The 18144-nt window shown below is 48.5% G+C and carries 17 protein-coding genes; 3 read left to right on the plus strand and 14 right to left on the minus strand.

The genetic code is table 11. The features are described from left to right. The first annotated feature begins 88 nt into the window (after positions 1 to 88). Together ACO5JD_RS07040 and ACO5JD_RS07045 are read left to right on the plus strand one after the other, a co-directional pair. Entirely contained in the window at positions 89 to 1147 is a 1059-nt protein-coding gene (locus tag ACO5JD_RS07040) for a polyprenyl synthetase family protein (RefSeq protein ID WP_484988717.1), read from the plus strand. Further along, positions 1148 to 2077 (plus strand): peptidoglycan-binding domain-containing protein, encoded by a 930-nt coding sequence (locus ACO5JD_RS07045; protein ID WP_484988719.1) that lies wholly within the window; start codon positions 1148 to 1150, stop codon positions 2075 to 2077. It abuts the gene before it with no gap. 338 nt (positions 2078 to 2415) lie between these two features. On the opposite strand, the gene gltA is transcribed toward ACO5JD_RS07045, so the two are convergent. The 7 genes from gltA to ACO5JD_RS07080 form a co-directional block, all read right to left on the minus strand. After that, positions 2416 to 3819, minus strand: a complete 1404-nt coding sequence (gene gltA, locus ACO5JD_RS07050) for an NADPH-dependent glutamate synthase (RefSeq protein WP_484988721.1) — start codon at positions 3817 to 3819, stop codon at positions 2416 to 2418. Further along, positions 3807 to 4649, minus strand: coding sequence for a sulfide/dihydroorotate dehydrogenase-like FAD/NAD-binding protein (locus ACO5JD_RS07055; protein ID WP_484988723.1), 843 nt, complete (start codon positions 4647 to 4649; stop codon positions 3807 to 3809). The genes gltA and ACO5JD_RS07055 overlap by 13 nt, the downstream gene beginning before the upstream one ends. 209 nt (positions 4650 to 4858) lie before the next feature. Further along, positions 4859 to 5887, minus strand: a complete 1029-nt coding sequence (locus tag ACO5JD_RS07060) for an ABC transporter permease (RefSeq protein WP_484988725.1) — start codon at positions 5885 to 5887, stop codon at positions 4859 to 4861. Further along, a complete protein-coding gene (locus tag ACO5JD_RS07065; protein WP_484988727.1) occupies positions 5887 to 7416 on the minus strand; it encodes a sugar ABC transporter ATP-binding protein in 1530 nt (509 codons plus the stop codon). Before ACO5JD_RS07065 ends, ACO5JD_RS07060 begins: the two co-directional genes overlap by 1 nt. A gap of 69 nt (positions 7417 to 7485) precedes the next feature. Then, positions 7486 to 8595: a substrate-binding domain-containing protein gene (locus ACO5JD_RS07070; RefSeq protein ID WP_484988729.1), complete on the minus strand. Its 1110-nt coding sequence runs from the start codon at positions 8593 to 8595 to the stop codon at positions 7486 to 7488. Positions 8596 to 8685: 90 nt separating this feature from the next. Then, positions 8686 to 9606, minus strand: coding sequence for a sugar phosphate isomerase/epimerase family protein (locus ACO5JD_RS07075; protein WP_484988731.1), 921 nt, complete (start codon positions 9604 to 9606; stop codon positions 8686 to 8688). Between the two features lie 38 nt (positions 9607 to 9644). After that, positions 9645 to 10676, minus strand: a complete 1032-nt coding sequence (locus tag ACO5JD_RS07080; protein WP_484988733.1) for a Gfo/Idh/MocA family protein — start codon at positions 10674 to 10676, stop codon at positions 9645 to 9647. Positions 10677 to 10917: 241 nt separating this feature from the next. Here ACO5JD_RS07080 and ACO5JD_RS07085 point away from each other — a divergent pair, with 241 nt between their 5' ends. Then, positions 10918 to 11931 carry a LacI family DNA-binding transcriptional regulator gene (locus ACO5JD_RS07085; RefSeq protein WP_484988735.1) on the plus strand — a complete coding sequence of 338 codons (1014 nt, stop codon included), beginning with the start codon at positions 10918 to 10920 and terminating at the stop codon, positions 11929 to 11931. A gap of 826 nt (positions 11932 to 12757) precedes the next feature. Here ACO5JD_RS07085 and ACO5JD_RS07090 read toward each other — a convergent pair. The 7 genes from ACO5JD_RS07090 to ACO5JD_RS07120 form a co-directional block, all read right to left on the minus strand. Beyond that, positions 12758 to 13621, minus strand: a complete 864-nt coding sequence (locus ACO5JD_RS07090) for a PTS system mannose/fructose/sorbose family transporter subunit IID (RefSeq protein WP_484988737.1) — start codon at positions 13619 to 13621, stop codon at positions 12758 to 12760. Beyond that, complete coding sequence (locus tag ACO5JD_RS07095; protein ID WP_484988739.1) at positions 13611 to 14381, minus strand: PTS mannose/fructose/sorbose/N-acetylgalactosamine transporter subunit IIC; 771 nt, start codon at positions 14379 to 14381, stop codon at positions 13611 to 13613. Before ACO5JD_RS07095 ends, ACO5JD_RS07090 begins: the two co-directional genes overlap by 11 nt. Positions 14382 to 14429: 48 nt before the next feature. Further along, entirely contained in the window at positions 14430 to 14900 is a 471-nt protein-coding gene (locus tag ACO5JD_RS07100) for a PTS sugar transporter subunit IIB (protein ID WP_021626612.1), read from the minus strand. A 39-nt stretch (positions 14901 to 14939) separates the two neighbouring features. Then, the gene (locus ACO5JD_RS07105) at positions 14940 to 15365 is read right to left on the minus strand and encodes a PTS sugar transporter subunit IIA (protein ID WP_484988741.1); all 426 of its coding nucleotides are present in this window, start codon (positions 15363 to 15365) and stop codon (positions 14940 to 14942) included. A gap of 39 nt (positions 15366 to 15404) precedes the next feature. Continuing rightward, entirely contained in the window at positions 15405 to 16466 is a 1062-nt protein-coding gene (locus ACO5JD_RS07110; RefSeq protein WP_484988743.1) for an SIS domain-containing protein, read from the minus strand. A 169-nt stretch (positions 16467 to 16635) separates the two neighbouring features. After that, a complete protein-coding gene (locus ACO5JD_RS07115) occupies positions 16636 to 17358 on the minus strand; it encodes a GntR family transcriptional regulator (RefSeq protein WP_021626609.1) in 723 nt (240 codons plus the stop codon). Continuing rightward, the gene (locus ACO5JD_RS07120; protein ID WP_021626608.1) at positions 17351 to 18121 is read right to left on the minus strand and encodes a GntR family transcriptional regulator; all 771 of its coding nucleotides are present in this window, start codon (positions 18119 to 18121) and stop codon (positions 17351 to 17353) included. The genes ACO5JD_RS07115 and ACO5JD_RS07120 overlap by 8 nt, the downstream gene beginning before the upstream one ends. Between the last annotated feature and the right edge of the window lie 23 nt (positions 18122 to 18144).

Raw genomic sequence — 18144 nt, forward strand, 5'->3', positions numbered from 1 at the left:
AGCTCTCGCAGCGCACAGCATGCATACGCTAAAATTGAATTCCAAACTCAAAACGAAGTATTTACGACAACAAGAAAGCAGGCGAAACGTGACTTCTCATGCAGCGGGTGTACAGCCTGAACCTGGTCGTTTTGTTGCATATTTACGTCGGAGCCTGCCTGTCATCGAAGACTACCTTGCGACGCATGCGCCACATGCAGCTGCTGGTAGCCAGCATGATGACTTAGAGCGTTATCTCTATGGGCCGCTCGCAGAATTTACCGCACGTGGAGGCAAAAGGACACGTCCTGCACTCTGTCTGCTCGGCTGTGAGGCAGTATGGGGAGATGCCACGCGGGCAATGCCCTTTGCCTGCGCAATTGAAAATTTTCAGAGTGCTGCACTGATTCACGATGATATTGCCGATCAGGGAGAAACCCGGCGGGGTGAACCCTGCGTGCATGTAAGTGAAGGCGTCGGAATTGCAATAAACGTGGGAGACCTCGCATTAGTAGAAGTTATAAGCGATATGCTTGCTCACAGCAGTCTGCCCGACACGGTAACTTTGCGTGCTATCAGCGAAATTGTACGTATGGAGCGCATGACCGTCGAGGGGCAGGCGCTTGACCTGGGTTGGGTACGTGATGAGCGCTGGGATGTTACGCCCGAAGATTATCTATACATGGCGCAACATAAGACTGCGTATTACTCAGGAGCTGTACCCTTGGCAGTAGGTGCCATCTGCGGTGGAGGCAGTCCTGCTCAAGTAAAAGCTCTAAGAGAATTTGGCTTGGCGGCAGGACTCGCATTCCAGCTAACCGATGATTTACTTAACCTCATAGGAAACGCTGCAGCACAGGGCAAAGACTTCCGCAGTGATATCACTGAGGGGAAACGCACGCTTGCAGTTGTTCATGCACTTACACATCTTTCTGAAGAGAAGCATGCAGAACTACTGCAAATTCTTAAGACTCATACGGCCGATGCTGCTAAACTCAAATATGCAGTCGAGCTCATGCAGGAAGCGGGTTCGATTAGCTACGTACAGCAGGAAGCTACTCGCCTGATTGCTACCGCAAAACTCAAGCTGGATGGTGCTCTGTTTGCTAGAGAAGCACGTGCCACCCTGCTTTCTATGGCAGATTTCTTTATTGAACGGAGTGCATAAATGGAACCCATTCGCGAGGGCGCAACTGGCGCTGCCGTGGAGGATATCCAGGAGCGCCTAGTTGCTACCGGTCAACAAATTGATGCAGCCGAACTCGAGGCTCGTCGTTTTGGTCCTTCTACCGCAACGGCCGTAGGTCGTTTTCGCCTCGCGCAGGGGCTAACGCTGGATGGCTGCGTTGACACCGAAACATGGTCTGCTTTGGTAGATGAAGGCTATCAGTTAGGCGATCGCACACTTTATCTAAGATTGCCTAAGTTCCACGGCTCCGATGTGCGCACATTGCAAACACGCCTTAATATCTTGGGCTTTTCTTGCGGGGAGGCTGACGGATACTACGGTGCCTATACCGAGTCTGCAGTAAAACAATTCCAAGAAAGCCAGGGGGCACTAGCCGATGGTATGTGCTTCCAGGATACCTTCGATGCCATTGACCGCCTACATCATGTGTGGGGTGGCAAGCCTGCTTCTGGCCCGCATCCCATGGGCGGCATGGGCTTTGCTCGCGCAGCAGATGTACTGGAATCAATGAGCCTACAGATTACTGGCGAAGACCCCATTTCTCGTAGTATTGCAGGGCGCGTATGGAACCTCGCTTCTGCTACAACCGAAGAGAGTGGTCTCGAACTCATCAACACCCCTGAGGACGCACGCTCAGATATTGATGTGCTCTTTATTGTGGCCACAACACCACTACCAACTGACTCGCCCATCCAAAATGTAACGATGGATGATGTAGATGCACTGCCAATGCGTATCCGCGTTGCTTTGGATGTCACACATAAACACAATGAGCCACAGGTGCTTCGCATTGAGTTGCCGCTCAATTTAGGATATGACGGCAGTTTTACTGCAGGCGACTCTCAGACCTTTGCTGTCATGCTGCTAGATGCAATTTGCGCTGCTTTTGCTTTGCCTGAGGCAAACTAGCTCTGCTTCTCTAATCTCTACCTCTACTCTGCTCCAGTCTCAGGCTGGAGCTTTTTATTGCAAATCCCTCTTTGTATTCGTTGCAACCTCAGCTTGCAACGAATATTTTTCATACCTATCTACCTGCTTATTTATGAAAAAGTGCAGGTAAAAAGGAAGCGTTGCAACCTGAGGTTGCAACGTTTATGAGGACTGGTCAAAGGATAAGCAGGACTAGATTGGTTTTACCTCAGCAGTTTTTCTGCAAAAAATGCAGGGAACCAAGTTGGTCAGCTATAAAAAACGGGACCCGCATCTGCGAGCCCCATATGACCTGCTTAGATAAATAACTTAAAGCTTTACTCGCCAAGCAGAGCTTTGGTCATACTTGCGGCGGCCTTCTTGCCAGCACCCATTGCCAGAATAACCGTAGCAGCACCAGTTACAACGTCGCCACCAGCCCAGATACGAGGATCGGAAGTACGGCCATCCTCGTCGGCAGCAATATAACCCCACTTGTTGAGGTCGTAATCACCAATCATCTCGGCAAAGGGGTTAGCGTTAGTGCCAATTGCGGACACTGCAACATCGCAGGGGATAACCTCGGTGTCGCCCTCGATAGGCTCGGGACGACGACGGCCAGACTCATCGGGCTCGCCAAGCTGCATGTTTTGCACCTTGACACCACAAACAGCGCCGTCCTCACCAGCGATAAACTCCAGCGGCGAGACCAGCTCATGAATCTTGACACCCTCAGCCTTGGCATGGAGCACCTCAGCACGACGCGCGGGCATCTCAGCCTCGGTACGACGATAACACAGGGTAACCTCATCAGCACCCAGACGCAAAGCAGTACGGACAGAGTCCATAGCAACATTGCCGCCACCAAAGACCACGACATGCTTACCGTGCTTGGTAGGAGTGTCGTACTCGGGGAACTGACTTGCCTTCATGAGGTTGACACGGGTGAGGTACTCGTTTGCAAAGAAGACATTAGGCAGGTTCTCGCCAGGAACATTCAGGAACTTGGGCAGACCTGCACCAAGTGCAATGTAAAGAGCGTCAAAGCCCTGGTTAAAGAGTTCCTGAGCATCGGTGATACGACCGACAACTGAGTTGTACTCGAACTTGACACCAAGCTCTTCGAGACCATCAATCTCGCGCTTGACAACTGCCTTGGGAAGACGGAACTCAGGAATGCCGTAAACCAAAACGCCGCCGCCGGTAAAGAAGGCCTCAAACACGGTGACATCAAAGCCCTCACGAGCAAGCTCGCCAGCGCAGGTAATACCAGAAGGACCACAACCAATAATGGCAACCTTCTTACCATTTGCAGGCTTCTTGACAGGAGCGGAAGCAAGCTCAGGACGGTCACCCAAGAAGCGCTCGAGCTGACCAATTGCTACAGGCTCGCCCTTCTTGCCACGAATGCACTTGCCCTCGCACTGACTCTCTTGTGGGCAGACACGACCGCAGATAGCAGGCAGCATGGAGTCTTCGCGAATGACATCCAGACCACGACCAAAGTCGCGCTCACGAATGGCTTCGATGAATTTAGGGATATTGATGTTGACGGGGCAGCCCTCAACACAGAATGGACGCTTGCAGTCGAGACAACGATTAGCCTCGGTGACAGCCATCTCCTCGGTGTAGCCCTTGTCAACAGGACGGAAGTCGCGAGCGCGCTCAAGCGCTGGTTCCTCATTAGCAGGAACACGCGGCGTCTTCATATCGGGGATATAACGACCCTTTACTTCTGGCATGCGCAGTTCGCCTCCTCATAGGCCTTCATGGCCTGACCCTCTTCGGTGCGGTATGCAGCCTGACGTGCACGCAGGTCATTCCAGTCAACCTTGGTTGCATCAAAGTCGGGGCCATCGACACAAGCAAACTTGGTCTCGCCACCAACCTCAACACGACAGCAACCGCACATACCAGTGCCATCAACCATAATGGGATTCAAAGAAGCGATAATCGGCGTGTTGTACTTCTCGGCAGTCATAGCAGAGAATTTCATCATCGGCACGGGGCCTACGCAAAAGACGTGGTCGGTCTGACCAGCCTGCAAAAGGCGCTCAAGCGGTGCAGTGACAACGCCCTGCTCACCATAGGAGCCGTCATCGGTGGTGATATGGATGTGCTCGTCGTCAAGAATCTCACGGAACTGAGGCTCGAGCAACAGCAAATCCTTGGTACGAGCACCCATGATGGCATGAACCTCATGACCAGTCTTGACTAGCTGACGGGTAATCGGGAATGCGATAGCCAAGCCAACGCCACCACCAATAACCGTCCAAACACCATCCTCAAACTCGCTGGGTCGACCCAAAGGACCAGTGACATCCTGAATAAAGTCACCAACCTGATACGTCGAAAGCATCATGGTAGTCTTGCCAATTACCATGAAGATGAACTCAACCCAGCCCTCGTCGGCATCCCAATCCGCAAAAGTGAAAGGCACGCGCTCGCCCGTCTCGTTTGCACGCACCATCAGGAATTGACCAGCCTTGCAATGCTTGGCCATCTTGGGTGCCTCAATGCGGAACTTGAATACCTTCTCCGAGAACTGCGTCTTATCGAGGATTTTGTACATAGCGCAGGGCTCCTCTCCTTCGCAGCATCTCAATTCGACCCGCACGTCCCCCGCGCCGGTCGAACCACAAAACATAAAGATTGTAACGCAATCACGCCTCTCCCCCTAAGGCAATACGTCCAAAAACACCCCACCTCCTCCCCAAAATGACTAAAACTAAGGGAGGAGGTGGGAAAACAAAAAGCCTAGCTAAGAAGCGGTATTTCACCTTAGGCGGACTTGCGACGCGATGCAAACCAAGCACGGATTTCGGGGGCTGAAATTTGAATCAGAATAACCAAAATTAAAATGACACCCTTAATTGAATTGTTGATAAGAGAATCCATCTTGAGGGCGATAATAATTTTGTCAATAACATCGTAGGAAAGCGTACCAAAAAGCACGCCAAGGAAGGTACCACGACCTCCAGCCATGCTTACGCCGCCAAGAACAACAGAGGCGATAGCATACATCTCGTAGCCACTACCTGTAGTTGCAGGATCTGCAGATGCGTTCATTGCAATCCAGAGAAAAGCGCCTAAACCTACCAAGACGCCCGAAAGGGTAAAGACAAGCGTGCGCATAAGAGCGACGTTAATACCCGCAAGCTGAGCTGCTTTAGCGTTAGATCCCACGGCATAGATCTTCTTGCCAAATTTAGTAAAACCACTCACATATACAAAGGCAACAGCCAGCACAATCAACACAATGCCCACGATGGGGATAACACCAAGCTTGCCATTACCAAAACCATAGAGTCCCTGATAAGAAGGAATGCTTGCAGACATACGATAAACCGAACTACCGTTGCCAATAAGTTCTGCCGGCAGGTGCTGGCAAAAATACTGAGATAGAGAACGATAAATAAGCATCGTCGCAAGAGTCGCAATAAAAGCAGGCATCTTTACCACGCCCACCAACACACCATTAATAAAGCCAAGCAACGCACCAAAGACAAGCGCAAAGAGCAGGGTCAAAATAATGGAGCCCGTAGCATTGAACACTACTACCGCAAAACCCGCAACAAGTGCCAGCATAGAACCCACGCTCAGGTCAATATCACCTGTCAAGCAAATCAATCCCATGCCAATTGCTACACTGCCAATAACTGCACTATGACGCAAGATATTCATTGAAGAGGCAACGCTCAAACCACCGCTTGCGCTGGCATACACCAGATAGATGACCAAGAAAACCAGAATATAGCCGTACTTCTTGAGGGAGCCAAGCAAAGCTCCTCCCTTAGTATTTTTTGCCATTAGTGTTCCTCCTGCCACTTGATCTTATTGCTACCCGTCACCTCTGCGGCAAGGGAATTGGTGGAATACAACATCACGGTATGCTCTTCAATTTCCTGATGAGGAAGTGTCTTGATAATCGAGCCTTCATAGAAGACGTAGCAGGCATCTGCTACCTGACGGATTTCGGGAATCTCAAGCGTATTGATGACGATAGTCTTGCCTTGCTCAGCAAGCGCAAGAATGAGCCGGTATATTTCTGCCTTGGCACCCACATCAATGCCCTGCGTGGGGTTATCAAAAAGCAAAACCTGCGCATCCGTATCGAGCCAACGTGCCACAAAAACTTTTTGCTGATTACCACCAGAAAGCGAGGTAATCAAATCCTCGCTGCTATTGCATTTGATACCCAGAGACTCCCGGTAATTGGCAAACTTTTGCTCTTCTTCTGCATGCTTGATATTGAAGTGGCAAGCAGAAAGTACATGCTCGGAGACATACATATTCTCAAGCAACGACAAGTCTGGAAGCAGAGAGTTTTCCTTGCGGTTTGAGGCAAGCATAGCAATACCAGAGCGCATTGCCTCATGAATAGATCCACCAGATAACCGCTTTCCATTCACCTCAATTGTGCCTGAGGTGGGCGAAGTTGCACCAAACATGCACTGCATAAGTTCGCTGCTCCCACACCCCTGCAGTCCTGTAAAGCCCACAACTTCGCCTCGATGTAATTCAAGATTGATGTGAGCAAATCCTGGGCCCGAAAAATCCTTGAGCGACAGCACGATATCGCCCACCTCACGAGCCACATACACATCTCCTTGGCGCAGTTCGCTGCCCACCATATGCCCCGTCACGTGAGCGGGTGTTGTATCTGCAATCTTGCCTGATGTCACAAAGCTTCCGTTGCGCAGGACGGTATAACTGTCGCAGAGTTCAAAAATCTCTGGCATTTTATGGGAGATAAAAACAAATGCTGTATCTTTTTCCTTGAGCTTGCGCACAATCTGGAAGAGATGCTCCACTTCCTCATTGTTGAGTGCAGTTGTCGGCTCATCAAGAATGAGGAGTTTCGCATCAAAAAAGAGTGCTTTTGCAATCTCAAGCAATTGCTTTTGACTGGTCTTGAGCTCGGAAACTTCTGCGTAGGGATCAATATCTACACCCAGTCGTGCAAAGAGCTCAGCTGCGGTATCCGCCATTTGGCGACGCTGCAATGTACCAAAACGGTTGACCAACTCCTTGCCAAGATAGATATTCTCATAGGCCTTGAGGTCATTAAATAGACTGAGTTCCTGATGCACAAAGGCAATACCTGCAGCTTCGGTGTCACGAATTGATAGACCCGTAAGGTCTTGGCCATCAAAGTTCACCGTACCTGCATCGGAAGAATATACTCCCGTCAGGATATTCATCAGCGTGGATTTACCTGCTCCATTTTCACCAAGCAGAGCATGGACCTCTCCGCGTTCCACCGTGAGGTCTACGCCATTAAGCACGCTGATTCCATTAAATGCTTTTTTGATGCCGCGCATTTCAAGTAGGCTCATGCACTCTCCTCCCAAAAAAAGTACACGGGTGGAGCAGAGGGACCCCACCCGTGTCGTGCGTCGTACTGCTTACTTGAAGGACTTGAAGTCAGCAACGTTTTCAGCAGTCACGTTGTGGCACTCAATAACGTGATCCTGCTCAACATCCTTGCCATCAAGACTGTCGATAAGGTCCTGGATGGCGGTTTGAATCATGGAAGGTGAATAGGTGACAGACATGAGACCACCAATCTTGGCAACGATGTCCTGGTAGGAGTTGCCACGCAGGACTTCGTAAAGCTCGTCAAGGCCACCGCAACCAGTGATGAAGGGCTTCTGCTCAAAGAAGGTCTTCTTGGCAGAATCGGAAATGCCACCGCCGTTGAGAGCCTCGAGGATACCCATAGCCAGCTCGTCATCCTCGCAATACCACCACTTAATCTTTGCGTTTGCCTCATCACCCAGCAAAGATTCAAAATCTGCCTTGGTATCAGAACGGCTCCAGTTGGTAGCGCCAGACTTGGTGATGTGCTTAAGATCGTCCTCACTCCACTTTGCAGCACCATCGATAGAGGTGCCATCAAAATCAAGGTCGCCCGTCAGATACTTGGTGAAGCCTTCGTTGCGCAGGGTAGTAACAGAGGAGGTATCGCCCTCAAAGACGTAAACGTCGTCACCGGGCTTAAGGCCATTCTCAACAAACCAAGCAGCGGAGCCAGCGCCGATACCTTGGTTATCACCCTTGACATTGGAGACTGCTGTAGAGGCAACAGCATCAATAATGCGGTCAAATGCAACGTAAGGAATCTTGGCGTCAGCGATGGACTGAATGGTTGCCTGCAGTGTGTCATCCATAGGCTGAATAACGATGCCTGCAATCTTGCTGGTGTCGCCCGCAAGGATATCCTCAACGCGCTTAATCTGGTCGGCGGCACTGTCGGAAGTAATAAGCTCAGCCTCGTATGCACCAGCCTTATTAACCTCCTCGATCTTTGCCTTTGCAAAAGTAGCGACAGAACCAGTCCAGCCATGGTCCTCGGAAGGGGTCAAAACATAAATATGCTTGCCCGAGCCAGCAGCCGAGCTACCCGCAGCAGAGCCGTTGCTTGCGGTATTGGATGATCCGCAAGCTACAAGTGCCGTAGCAAGAGTTGTGCCCATTGCGCCTGCCAAGAATGTACGACGGTTAAGTTGGATCATTTCTCTCTCCTTTTCGTCAGCATTGCTGCCAATCATCGCAGGGCCAATCCCTGCCCCTTTAAGCCTCCATCCTCGATGGAGGCATGATTCCTAAATGACAAACTGCAACATGTAACGACGTGCCAGTGTGAGACTATCGATTACTTTTTGGCGGCTACTCTCAAAGGCGCGGTCTTCCATCTCTACACAAGCAGGACCGTCATAGCCCACCTCAGTTAAGGCAGAGACAAAACTGCCCCAGTCAACATCGCCAAGACCAGGAAGCTTGGGGACCATGTACTCCAGCGGATAGGCAAGTACGCCTACGCGCGCCAGCTCATCAGGAAGGAGCTTGATGTCTTTAAAGTGCACGTGGAAGATCTTGTCGCCAAATTCCCTAACAGCACGGACGTAGTCAAGCTGCTGCCACACAAAGTGCGAGGGATCAAAGTTAATACCAAGATTTTTGGATGGAAGGATCTCAAAAATACGCTTCCACATCTCAGGGGAAGTAAAGAGATTCTGACCTCCTGGCCACTGGTCAGGACCAAAAAGCATGGGGCAATTTTCAATAGCAATCTTGATACCCTCATCCTCGGCTGCTTTGATAATCACTGGCCAGACCTGCTTTACGAGCTCAAGGTTTTCCTCAACATTGAGCTTTTGATCTCGACCAATAAAGGTGGTCACAACAGGTACATCCAAACGCGACGCAGCATGGATAAGCGCCATCAAATGAGCAACAAACACCTCGCGACGATATGGATCGGGGTCAAGCACATTGGGGTAATAACCCAAAGCCGAAAGTTCAATGTCTTTCTCGGCCGCATAGCTTTTTACATGATCGCGATAAGCGTCATCAACGAGTATGCGCTCCGCATCAATATGAGACGTACCTGCGTAACGTCGCTCTGCCTTGCCCTGGGGCCAACATGCAACCTCTACACATTCATAGCCCAATGCAGCTGCAGCATCAATTGCTTCTTCATAGCTGTAATCATCAAGGATTGCAGTGAGCATTCCTAGTTTCATAAAGCTTTGCTCCCTTCTCGCGCTATTGGTACTTTGTGTTAAAGCTGAATGGCCTTACCAAGGCGATTAGATTCAACTGCAGCAAACACTGCTCTCATTGCGGGCAATACGCTCTCTGCAGAAATAAGAGGACCCGTGCCATCTGTGATGCCTTCGACAAAAGCATCGATAATGCCTGAGGAAGTTTGATTGTCATTGGTTTGGATGGCATCAAGGTCATAGAGCTCACGCGTGCCATCGCGCAAATCAATCACAATGGTGTGGTCAGGGTCGTCATACAGATGCATGACGCCTGCATCACCATAGATAATCGTCGAGTTGTCTTCAGGGCCATAGTTAGTCCAGCTAGCACGCATCGTGCCAATTACACCATCACTCATGCGATAGATGCACAGGGCATTGTCATCAACACTCACAAGCTCGCCATCGGGGGTACGCTTGTCGAGTGTGGCAATCTTTGCGCTGACCTCGACTACCGTACTGCCAAGCAAATACTGAATCAAATCGGTCTTATGCACGCCGAGGTCCGCCATCGCGCCAAGAGACGCGCGCTTCTTATCAAAAAACCAGCTCGTAGTACCGGGAGTGACACTCCAAGTTTCGGGGCCACCATGGGCAAAAGTAGTAGAAAAGCTCAACGGCTTTCCAATGTGACCTTCAGCAATCAACTGGCGAGCACGGCTATGAGCTACAGCAATGCGTTGGTTTTGATCAACCATCAGCTGATTGCCAGTTTCACGTGCAGCTACTGCCATAGCTTCGCACTCTTCTAGGGTGGTACCCATGGGTTTTTCGCAAAGAACATGCTTGCCCGCACGAAGGGATGCAATTGCAAGTTCTGCATGCGTTTCATTGGCAGTGCAAATACTTACAGCATCGATCTGCTTGTCCGCAATGAGCTCTTCTGCACTGGAGTATGCCTGAGCGCCAAATTGCTTAGCCACCTCTTCTGCACGGGCGGAATTTTGATCAAATACACCCACTACCTCGACATCTTTACGGGCGGCATATTCAGGTAGATGGCGAGTTTGAGCAATACGTCCGCATCCGATAACTCCTACCTTCAGCATAAACTCTCCCATCCTCATGAACACGTTTCATGAAACATTGACTCTTTTGTTTCATTTATCTTGAATATCTTTTCATTACTTTTCACGTTTTCATCGCTAAACGGCTTATTTTTTACTGTTAATGGTTTATTTTCATAATTTTCATCTAAATGAAAGATTCTGGGCAATTTGAGCTTCTTCTTATGTAAAGATAGAAGCTGAAAATTTTCTCATCTCATCTGTTCAGACGAAGGAATCCGTCATGGCAGCAAAAAAAGTAACGGTCTCACAGCTGGCAAAAGAGGCCCAAGTATCCCCAGCGACCGTCTCTCGTGTTATGCACCACCCTGATATTGTCGACCCTGCAACCGCACGTAACGTTCATGCGGCCATGGCGCGTCTTGGCTACAGCTACGAAGTTCCAGCACGCGGAGTTACTCGTACACCGCGCGGGCCCATTGTTATGTGTATACCTTGGTTTGATAACCCTTTTTATAGTGAGATTATTCATGGTGCCCAAGATGCCGCGCGTATGGCAGGTAGCGAGATTCTTGTCCGCTATGAAGCCCCTGCTAGTGGCAGCTTTGAGCGCTTCATAGCAGCGCTAGAAGCTTGCAACGCATCAGGAGTCATCATGCTCTGTCCTACTGATGCAGAATTTCTCGTTGAACTCGACAAGCAATTTCCTGTAGTACAGTGTGCCGAATACACTCCTGCAGCAGATTTGCCATTCATCAGTATCGATGACCGAATGGCCGCAAAAAAAGCGGTTGATTGTCTTGTGAGCTGTGGGTGCGAGCGGCTAGCGATCATGAGGGGCCCCGAGACGTACAAATACACACGCGAGCGCTACCGAGGTTTTGTTGAGGCGCTCGATGAGCATGGACTACAGCTCCGCCCCGAGTACACCATGCAGCTTCCTGACAATAGTTATGCACTTGCATATTCGGCAGCAAGCCACCTCTTTGGTTTGGATGAAATTCCCGATGGCATCTTTACCTGCTCTGATGTATATGCAGCTGCTGTTATTCGTGCCTCACTCAAAATGGGCATCAAAATCCCTGAAGAACTCGCTGTAGTTGGTTTTGACAATATTGAGTCTTCGATGATGCTCACACCGTCTATCACCACCATTGCTCAACCACGCTATCAAATGGGATATTCAGCCTGCACTTTAATGTTGGAAAGACTTCGTGGCACATCGTCGGGCGTATCGTCTATGCTCCTGCAAACCGAACTCATCTCCCGCGAGTCCACGACCCACATGCGCAGGTAAACTTTTAAGCACCATACAGCAGCCTCAGCACTTTCATGTTCATGCTCAGTTTTTCTATATGTTGCTAAGAGCTGCCACACATAGGCGAAGGTGCGCTATAAAGGTACGCCAAAGAAGGTGCCCGCCATGTTTTTTCCTTGATTTACTTGAGCACATCTGGTTAGTTAAAAATTTTAGCCCCGAGGAGGCGTTTTCGATCGGAATCCTACCAAAAACGCCTCCTCTGAGCGCTTTACCCCAGATCATAAAAAAATCGAGTTCAACTAAGGTATACACCCTAGGCGATTTCACTCACCACATCAGGTACCCAGCTGCCTGTACTGGCAAATTTTTCGTCTCTCTATCGCTATGAAGCGTGTTTTCAAACCCCTCTTCGCTCTGAGAGCCGATATGCGCCATTTAGAGCTGATATTGAATAATATATTTATATTGGAAGTATAGACATACGTCGTCTAGCAGCCAGTTTGCTAAAACCAAAAGATGCGGCAGAACACGGGAAAATAGCCGTCTTTCAAAACAGGCTTTCTACCAGCAGAAATGTTGCAATATAAAAAAGAGGCAATGGCGCATATCGTACATTAGAGCGAAGAGGGGTCTGAAAATGCTGCATTGATGTCCAAAGCGAATCGCATGATTGCCATTTTTAGGAATATACCCATAGATGGTTCAAGTTTCGGGGTAAGTAAGCCCAACTGCAGGTCATATTTTTCAAAAATTCGAAAGATGAACCATCTGAGTTTTGGGTCTATGTGTGTCTATGAAAAAGGCGATGGCCCAAAAGAGTCACCGCCTATGCAAAACCAAAAGTAGCTTAACTTTCCAACCTTTAGGCAAGGAATCCAAAGTAGGCACCAACAACACCTAAGACCATAGTGCCCAAGATCAACCACATGGGATTAATCTTTTTAGAAAGCAGCCAATAGTACAGCCAGAAAGCAATCAAACCAACAGTACCTGGCATAATGCCATCAAGCACAGTCTGAATCGTAGTGGGATCTGCGCCTTCTGCAGCAGTACCAATTTGGACAGGAATAGTCGCCCAGAACATGTCTTTTGTCATTGCACCAATTACCATGACACCGACAATACTTACGGCCATGATGACCTTTTGCATCAGACCGCTTTCGGACGCCTTTTCCAAAAAGCTAACACCTACGGTATAACCCTTCTGGACACCCCACACACGCAGCCAAAACGCAGGGATATTGTAAATCAACAGGAAAACAAGGGGACCAAAAGCATTGCCCGCTTGGCAAAGCGAAATACCAACTGCGGCAGCAATGACACGAATAGTTGTCAGGAAGATAGAATCACCAATGCCCGACAGCGGACCCATGAGAGCAGCTTTAACATCGTTAACCGCCTCAGGCTCAATTTCGCCACGAGCAATACGCTCTTCCATTGCCATAGCAATGCCGCCAACAAAAGGAGCAAACTGCACAGTGATGTTAAAGAATGCCGCATGGCGAGTGAGCGCTTTTGCATAATCCTCAGGACGATCGTGATAAATCTTCTTGAGCATACCTGCAACCATCAAGCAAAACGCAAGATTCATCTGCTTGTAGTAGGTCCAAGAGAACTCCATACCCAAGGAGCCTAGATTAAGGGATGACTTAATGAGGTCATCTTTAGTGATCTTGTACTGATCATCTGCAGTCTGCAGATTGTTATTTACTGCATCAGAAGTCATCGTCGTCATCTCCTTCTACGGCTAGCTGATTGTCAGTGGCAACACCAAGCAGGTTAAATTTTTCGATACCAATAATGATGGCAATAAGGGCAACGCCCAAAGCAGGAACGCCCATATACGATGCCAGCAAGAAACCCAAGAAGTAGAAAGGTAGATTTTCCTTCTTAAGTACCAAACGACCAAGCATTGCAAAACCCATTGCCGGAAGAATGTTTGCTGCAACGCCAAAACCAGTAAGAATGAACTCGGGAATCCAGTTAAGTACGCCCTGAATGGCATCCGCACCAAGATAGAAGGCAAGAGAAACAAGCAAGAAGTTCTTCACAACGCCTGCAAGACCAATAATCCAGTGCATCGCATAGATACCATTTAAATTGCCTTGCTTTGCATATACCTCTGCACGATCAACCAAAACAGGCATAAAGGCATTGATGATGTTGTTGATAGATAACGACAACACTGCAATAGGCATTGCGAGAGCGATTGCCGCCTCAGTGCCCTTGCCAAGCGTGATAGCAAAAGCGCACGCAAGGACACTGCCAACTTTTTCATCAGGGGGAACATAAGCGCCAATAGAGATGTTTCCCATAAAGAGCAGCTCAAGGCTTGCGCCAATCGCCAATCCTGTGGGCAAATCTCCCAGAACGAGACCAACAAGAGGACAAGTAATCAGTGGCCTAAATGCATAAAGCGTGCCAAACTGATAGTCCATATTTGCAAGGGCAGCAACTAAGCCGACCAAAATGGCTTGCAAAAGCATCTTCTCCTCCAATCCTTTCCGTTGCTAGATTTTCAAACTTTTAACTAGTTACAGAACACTTTGAATCTCGATTTTTGGGTCATCTGCAAGCGGACGTATTTCCACCTCCACTCCTTGGTCTACCAGCTGACGCAAAATCTCTTCTTCTTCGGGTTCCAAAAAGACTTGACGCGCCACTTCGCGTGTGGTCGCCGTAGCCTTTGTATTACCTAAGTTCAAACTTTTGATTTGAGGACAGCCATCGATAAGTTGCTTTGCTTCTGCAATAGTCTGCAAGCAGATCAACATACGATACTTATCTGTAACGCCAGAATTGATTGCCTCAATTGCATGCGCCATATCCTTGATTACCAGTTTGCAACCTGCAGGCTTGCCAAGCTTGAGAGTGGTCCTCCAGATAGGATCGTTTGCCACATGGTCACCAACGCAAAAGATGCAGTTCGCATGCATACCCTGTACCCAAGAAACGGCAATCTGGCCATGTAGCAACCTATGGTCAACTCGTGTCAATAAAATCATTGAATTCCCTCCCTCTTGCTCGCACCTCTTGCCCTGACGTTAGAAGTCTTCATCCTCGGTATCCACGCCTGAAACTGCATCGTTGCAGTACACAGGATGCAGCGAATCATCATGAGCGAGCTTACGCAACAATGCATCCGTGTCTTCCTCTGCATCCGCAAAAAACAAGGTAAGCAGTAGAGGAAGGTTCATATTTGACATCAAATAGACATTGGGGCGAGAGAGCATCAATTTGGTGAACTCATTGTTGACGCTGCCTCCAAAGAGATCAGTACACACAACCACATCATCGGTGCATGGCAATGAATCAACTAACTCCACTGCTGCTGAAGCAATATCATCGTTTCCATCGACAAAAGCATTGAGGATATAGACGTCATCTCGTTCTCCCGCCAAAAGACAGAGACTTTCATAGATGCCCGCAGCAAAATGCGCATGTGATGCAATTACGTACTTTCTACTCATGCCTGTAAATCTCCAAAGTGAGTTGACACCAGCATTGTCTTAGTAAGCAAACTGATGATAGTAACGACGATATTTGAGATTGTGTTTTGTTACTGTCTCGTAGTAGCGCGCCAAACGATCGGTAGACAGCACGGAAATAATATATGTCGAAATAATCGTGCGGAAGTCATCATCAAGTCCAGGTACGCCATACTCAGCCGTATCAATAACGGTAATATCCGTATCACCCGTACGGCCACTCTTGAGAAAGGCTTCTACGCGCTCATCAAGGGCGCGGCATTCATCTTCGCCCTTGAACAAAACTACGGGCATACCAGGCTCTACCAATTCAAGAGTCCCATGGAAGAAGTCTGCGGAACTGATATAGCGTGTACGCTTCCACTGCATCTCTTCAAGAATACACATGGCAAAAAGAATCGTTTCTCCCCACAAAGCACCCGAACCGATAAACATAGTGTAAGGAGCCAAGGCATATTTTTTTGCAAAGGCTTCAGCTTTGGGTTCAAAGGCCTTGCGAATATCAAGCAGTACCTGCCAAATACCTTTGGTCTGCTCGATAAATTGATCGTACTTTGGGAAGAAGCCCTGGCGGTTAAGGATACGCAGGCCAAAGCAATCGGCAAGGTAATAACCTTTTTCGCAACCACCAGTAGCGTGGTCGTTTTCCATCATGATGCAGTTTTCAGCACCAACCGCCTGTCCAATGGGTCCTTCGGGATTTGTCATGGCATAAATACGCACGCCCTGCTTTTTCATTTTCTTTACTGCTTGGAGTACTTCGGGAGTGGTACCCGACTCAGAAGAAGTAAAAACTACTGACTTGTCGGTCATAAACTTGTCACCAACAACATTCCACTCAGCTGCGTGAAGAAGATGTACTTGATACTCAGCGTCCGCATACTTGTTCATGAGATATTGGAGACGCAAAAATTCATCCCAAGTACCCCCAACACCCAGCAGAAATAAGTGATCAAAACCTTCATCACAAACCTTATCGGCAAGCGCTTTCATCTTCTTTCCGATTTCGTATAGCTGCTTGCCATCGCTCAGATAGCCTTCTTGATCAAAGTTCATGATTTCCACCGTTGCACTTTCCCTCATGGTGAATCTCCCTTTATATGTGTGGCGTGAACATAAGGCTATAGAAACATGTTGCATGTTTCTAAGAACCACTTTTTTACAAGATAATGTTTTATAAGACCACTTTTGACAAAAAGCAGAGCGATTGGGTTAGTGGTATTAAATTTACGATAAGTGGTATATGGAATTATTAGTAAACAACGGCATAAGAAGCCCTATCGCCCCGACGCAACATACGCGAGTGCTCCATTGCGGCTCCCGTTTCGTCATAACTGATGCAGTCATAAACCATAACGGGTTGGTTTTCTTTCATCTCGAGAAATCGTGCATCGCGTGCCGTAAGTCTCACCATATCAAGTCGTTCAACTGCCTGCGCAATAGGATGTCCAAAAAGGGCGTACGCATCATAGAGTGAGAAAAGCGCTATATCAATTTTTTCGATTTCAGGAAATATAGGCAGAGGGATTACTGTACGTTCAATGGAAATGGGAACATTGTTCACATAGTTCAACCGCCGGGCCACAAGCACCATATCGTCTGCCTGAATTGAGAAAAGCCGCGCATAATATTCCCCTGCAGGACGACGATTCTTCGAAAGAATTTTTACCGTTGGCACAGCGTTTTGCGCACTTATGCCTTCACGAAAGCCACGAACCTTCTGTGACTCCACCAATTCTTGAGAGCGATCAACCACATAGACGCCCTTGCCTTGCACGCGGCGCAAGAGTCCTTCTTCTACTAGCGCATCTACAGCATTACGAACAGTAGGGCGCGTGGTATTAAACTCGGCTGCAAGCTCATTTTCTGAAGGGATGCTGTCGTAGGGTTGGTATTCACCCTCTTCAATCTTTGTACGGATCAATTCCCGAAGCTGCAGGTACATAGGCTGATGTGGCTTGAATGTCTCAGTCATTGCGTACCGTCCTCGACGTTTTTGCCATCACATAACGGCTGTCTTCGGCTTCAGATACAAAGCTATAACGATCGGGACGAATGACTGACTTGTAGTACTCAAAACGCCTTTCATCATCCATCCAAGCTGTTCCCGTCTCAAAAAAGACCGGTTCATCAACAGCTATATCAAGCAGCTCTGCTTCCTGCGTATCTGCTCGAGTAATTGAAATACGGTCCTCACCATGTGCAACATAAATTCCGTAGTTTGTCTTGAGCACATCAAAGAGCGACTCCGATGCAAAATCATGCTTCTCTATTCCAGGGCACATTGCATAGTTCACTTGGGTTTTTTCGACCATACAAGGCAAACCATCAACAAGGCGCAACCTATGTAAATAGAAAACTAAATCGCTAGGGTTAATGCGCAATTTTTTTGCTACATGAGGACTCGCAGGCAGTATTTCTGCATGAAGAAGAACGGATGCTGGCGATTTACCCACCGCGCGCACGTTGTCACTAAAGCCAACTAAACCAGCTCGACCTGTATACGACACAGGACGAACAGGCGCCACATATGTACCGGATCCACCTCTGCTTTCTAGGGTATGTGCTTCTACCAAAAACTGAATAGCACTGCGCAATGCAGTCCTCGAGACACCCCATTCAAGGCACATATCGCGCTCAGAAGGTAGGCGATCTCCAGCTTTGAGTTCAAACTTCTCAATGTAGTTTTTTATGTTTTCCAAAGCGTAGTCAAACGCTGGAATCTTTCCATCACTCATAGCGCCTCGCGAGAACTACATCA

The sequence above is a fragment of the Olegusella sp. genome, from assembly GCF_057238325.1.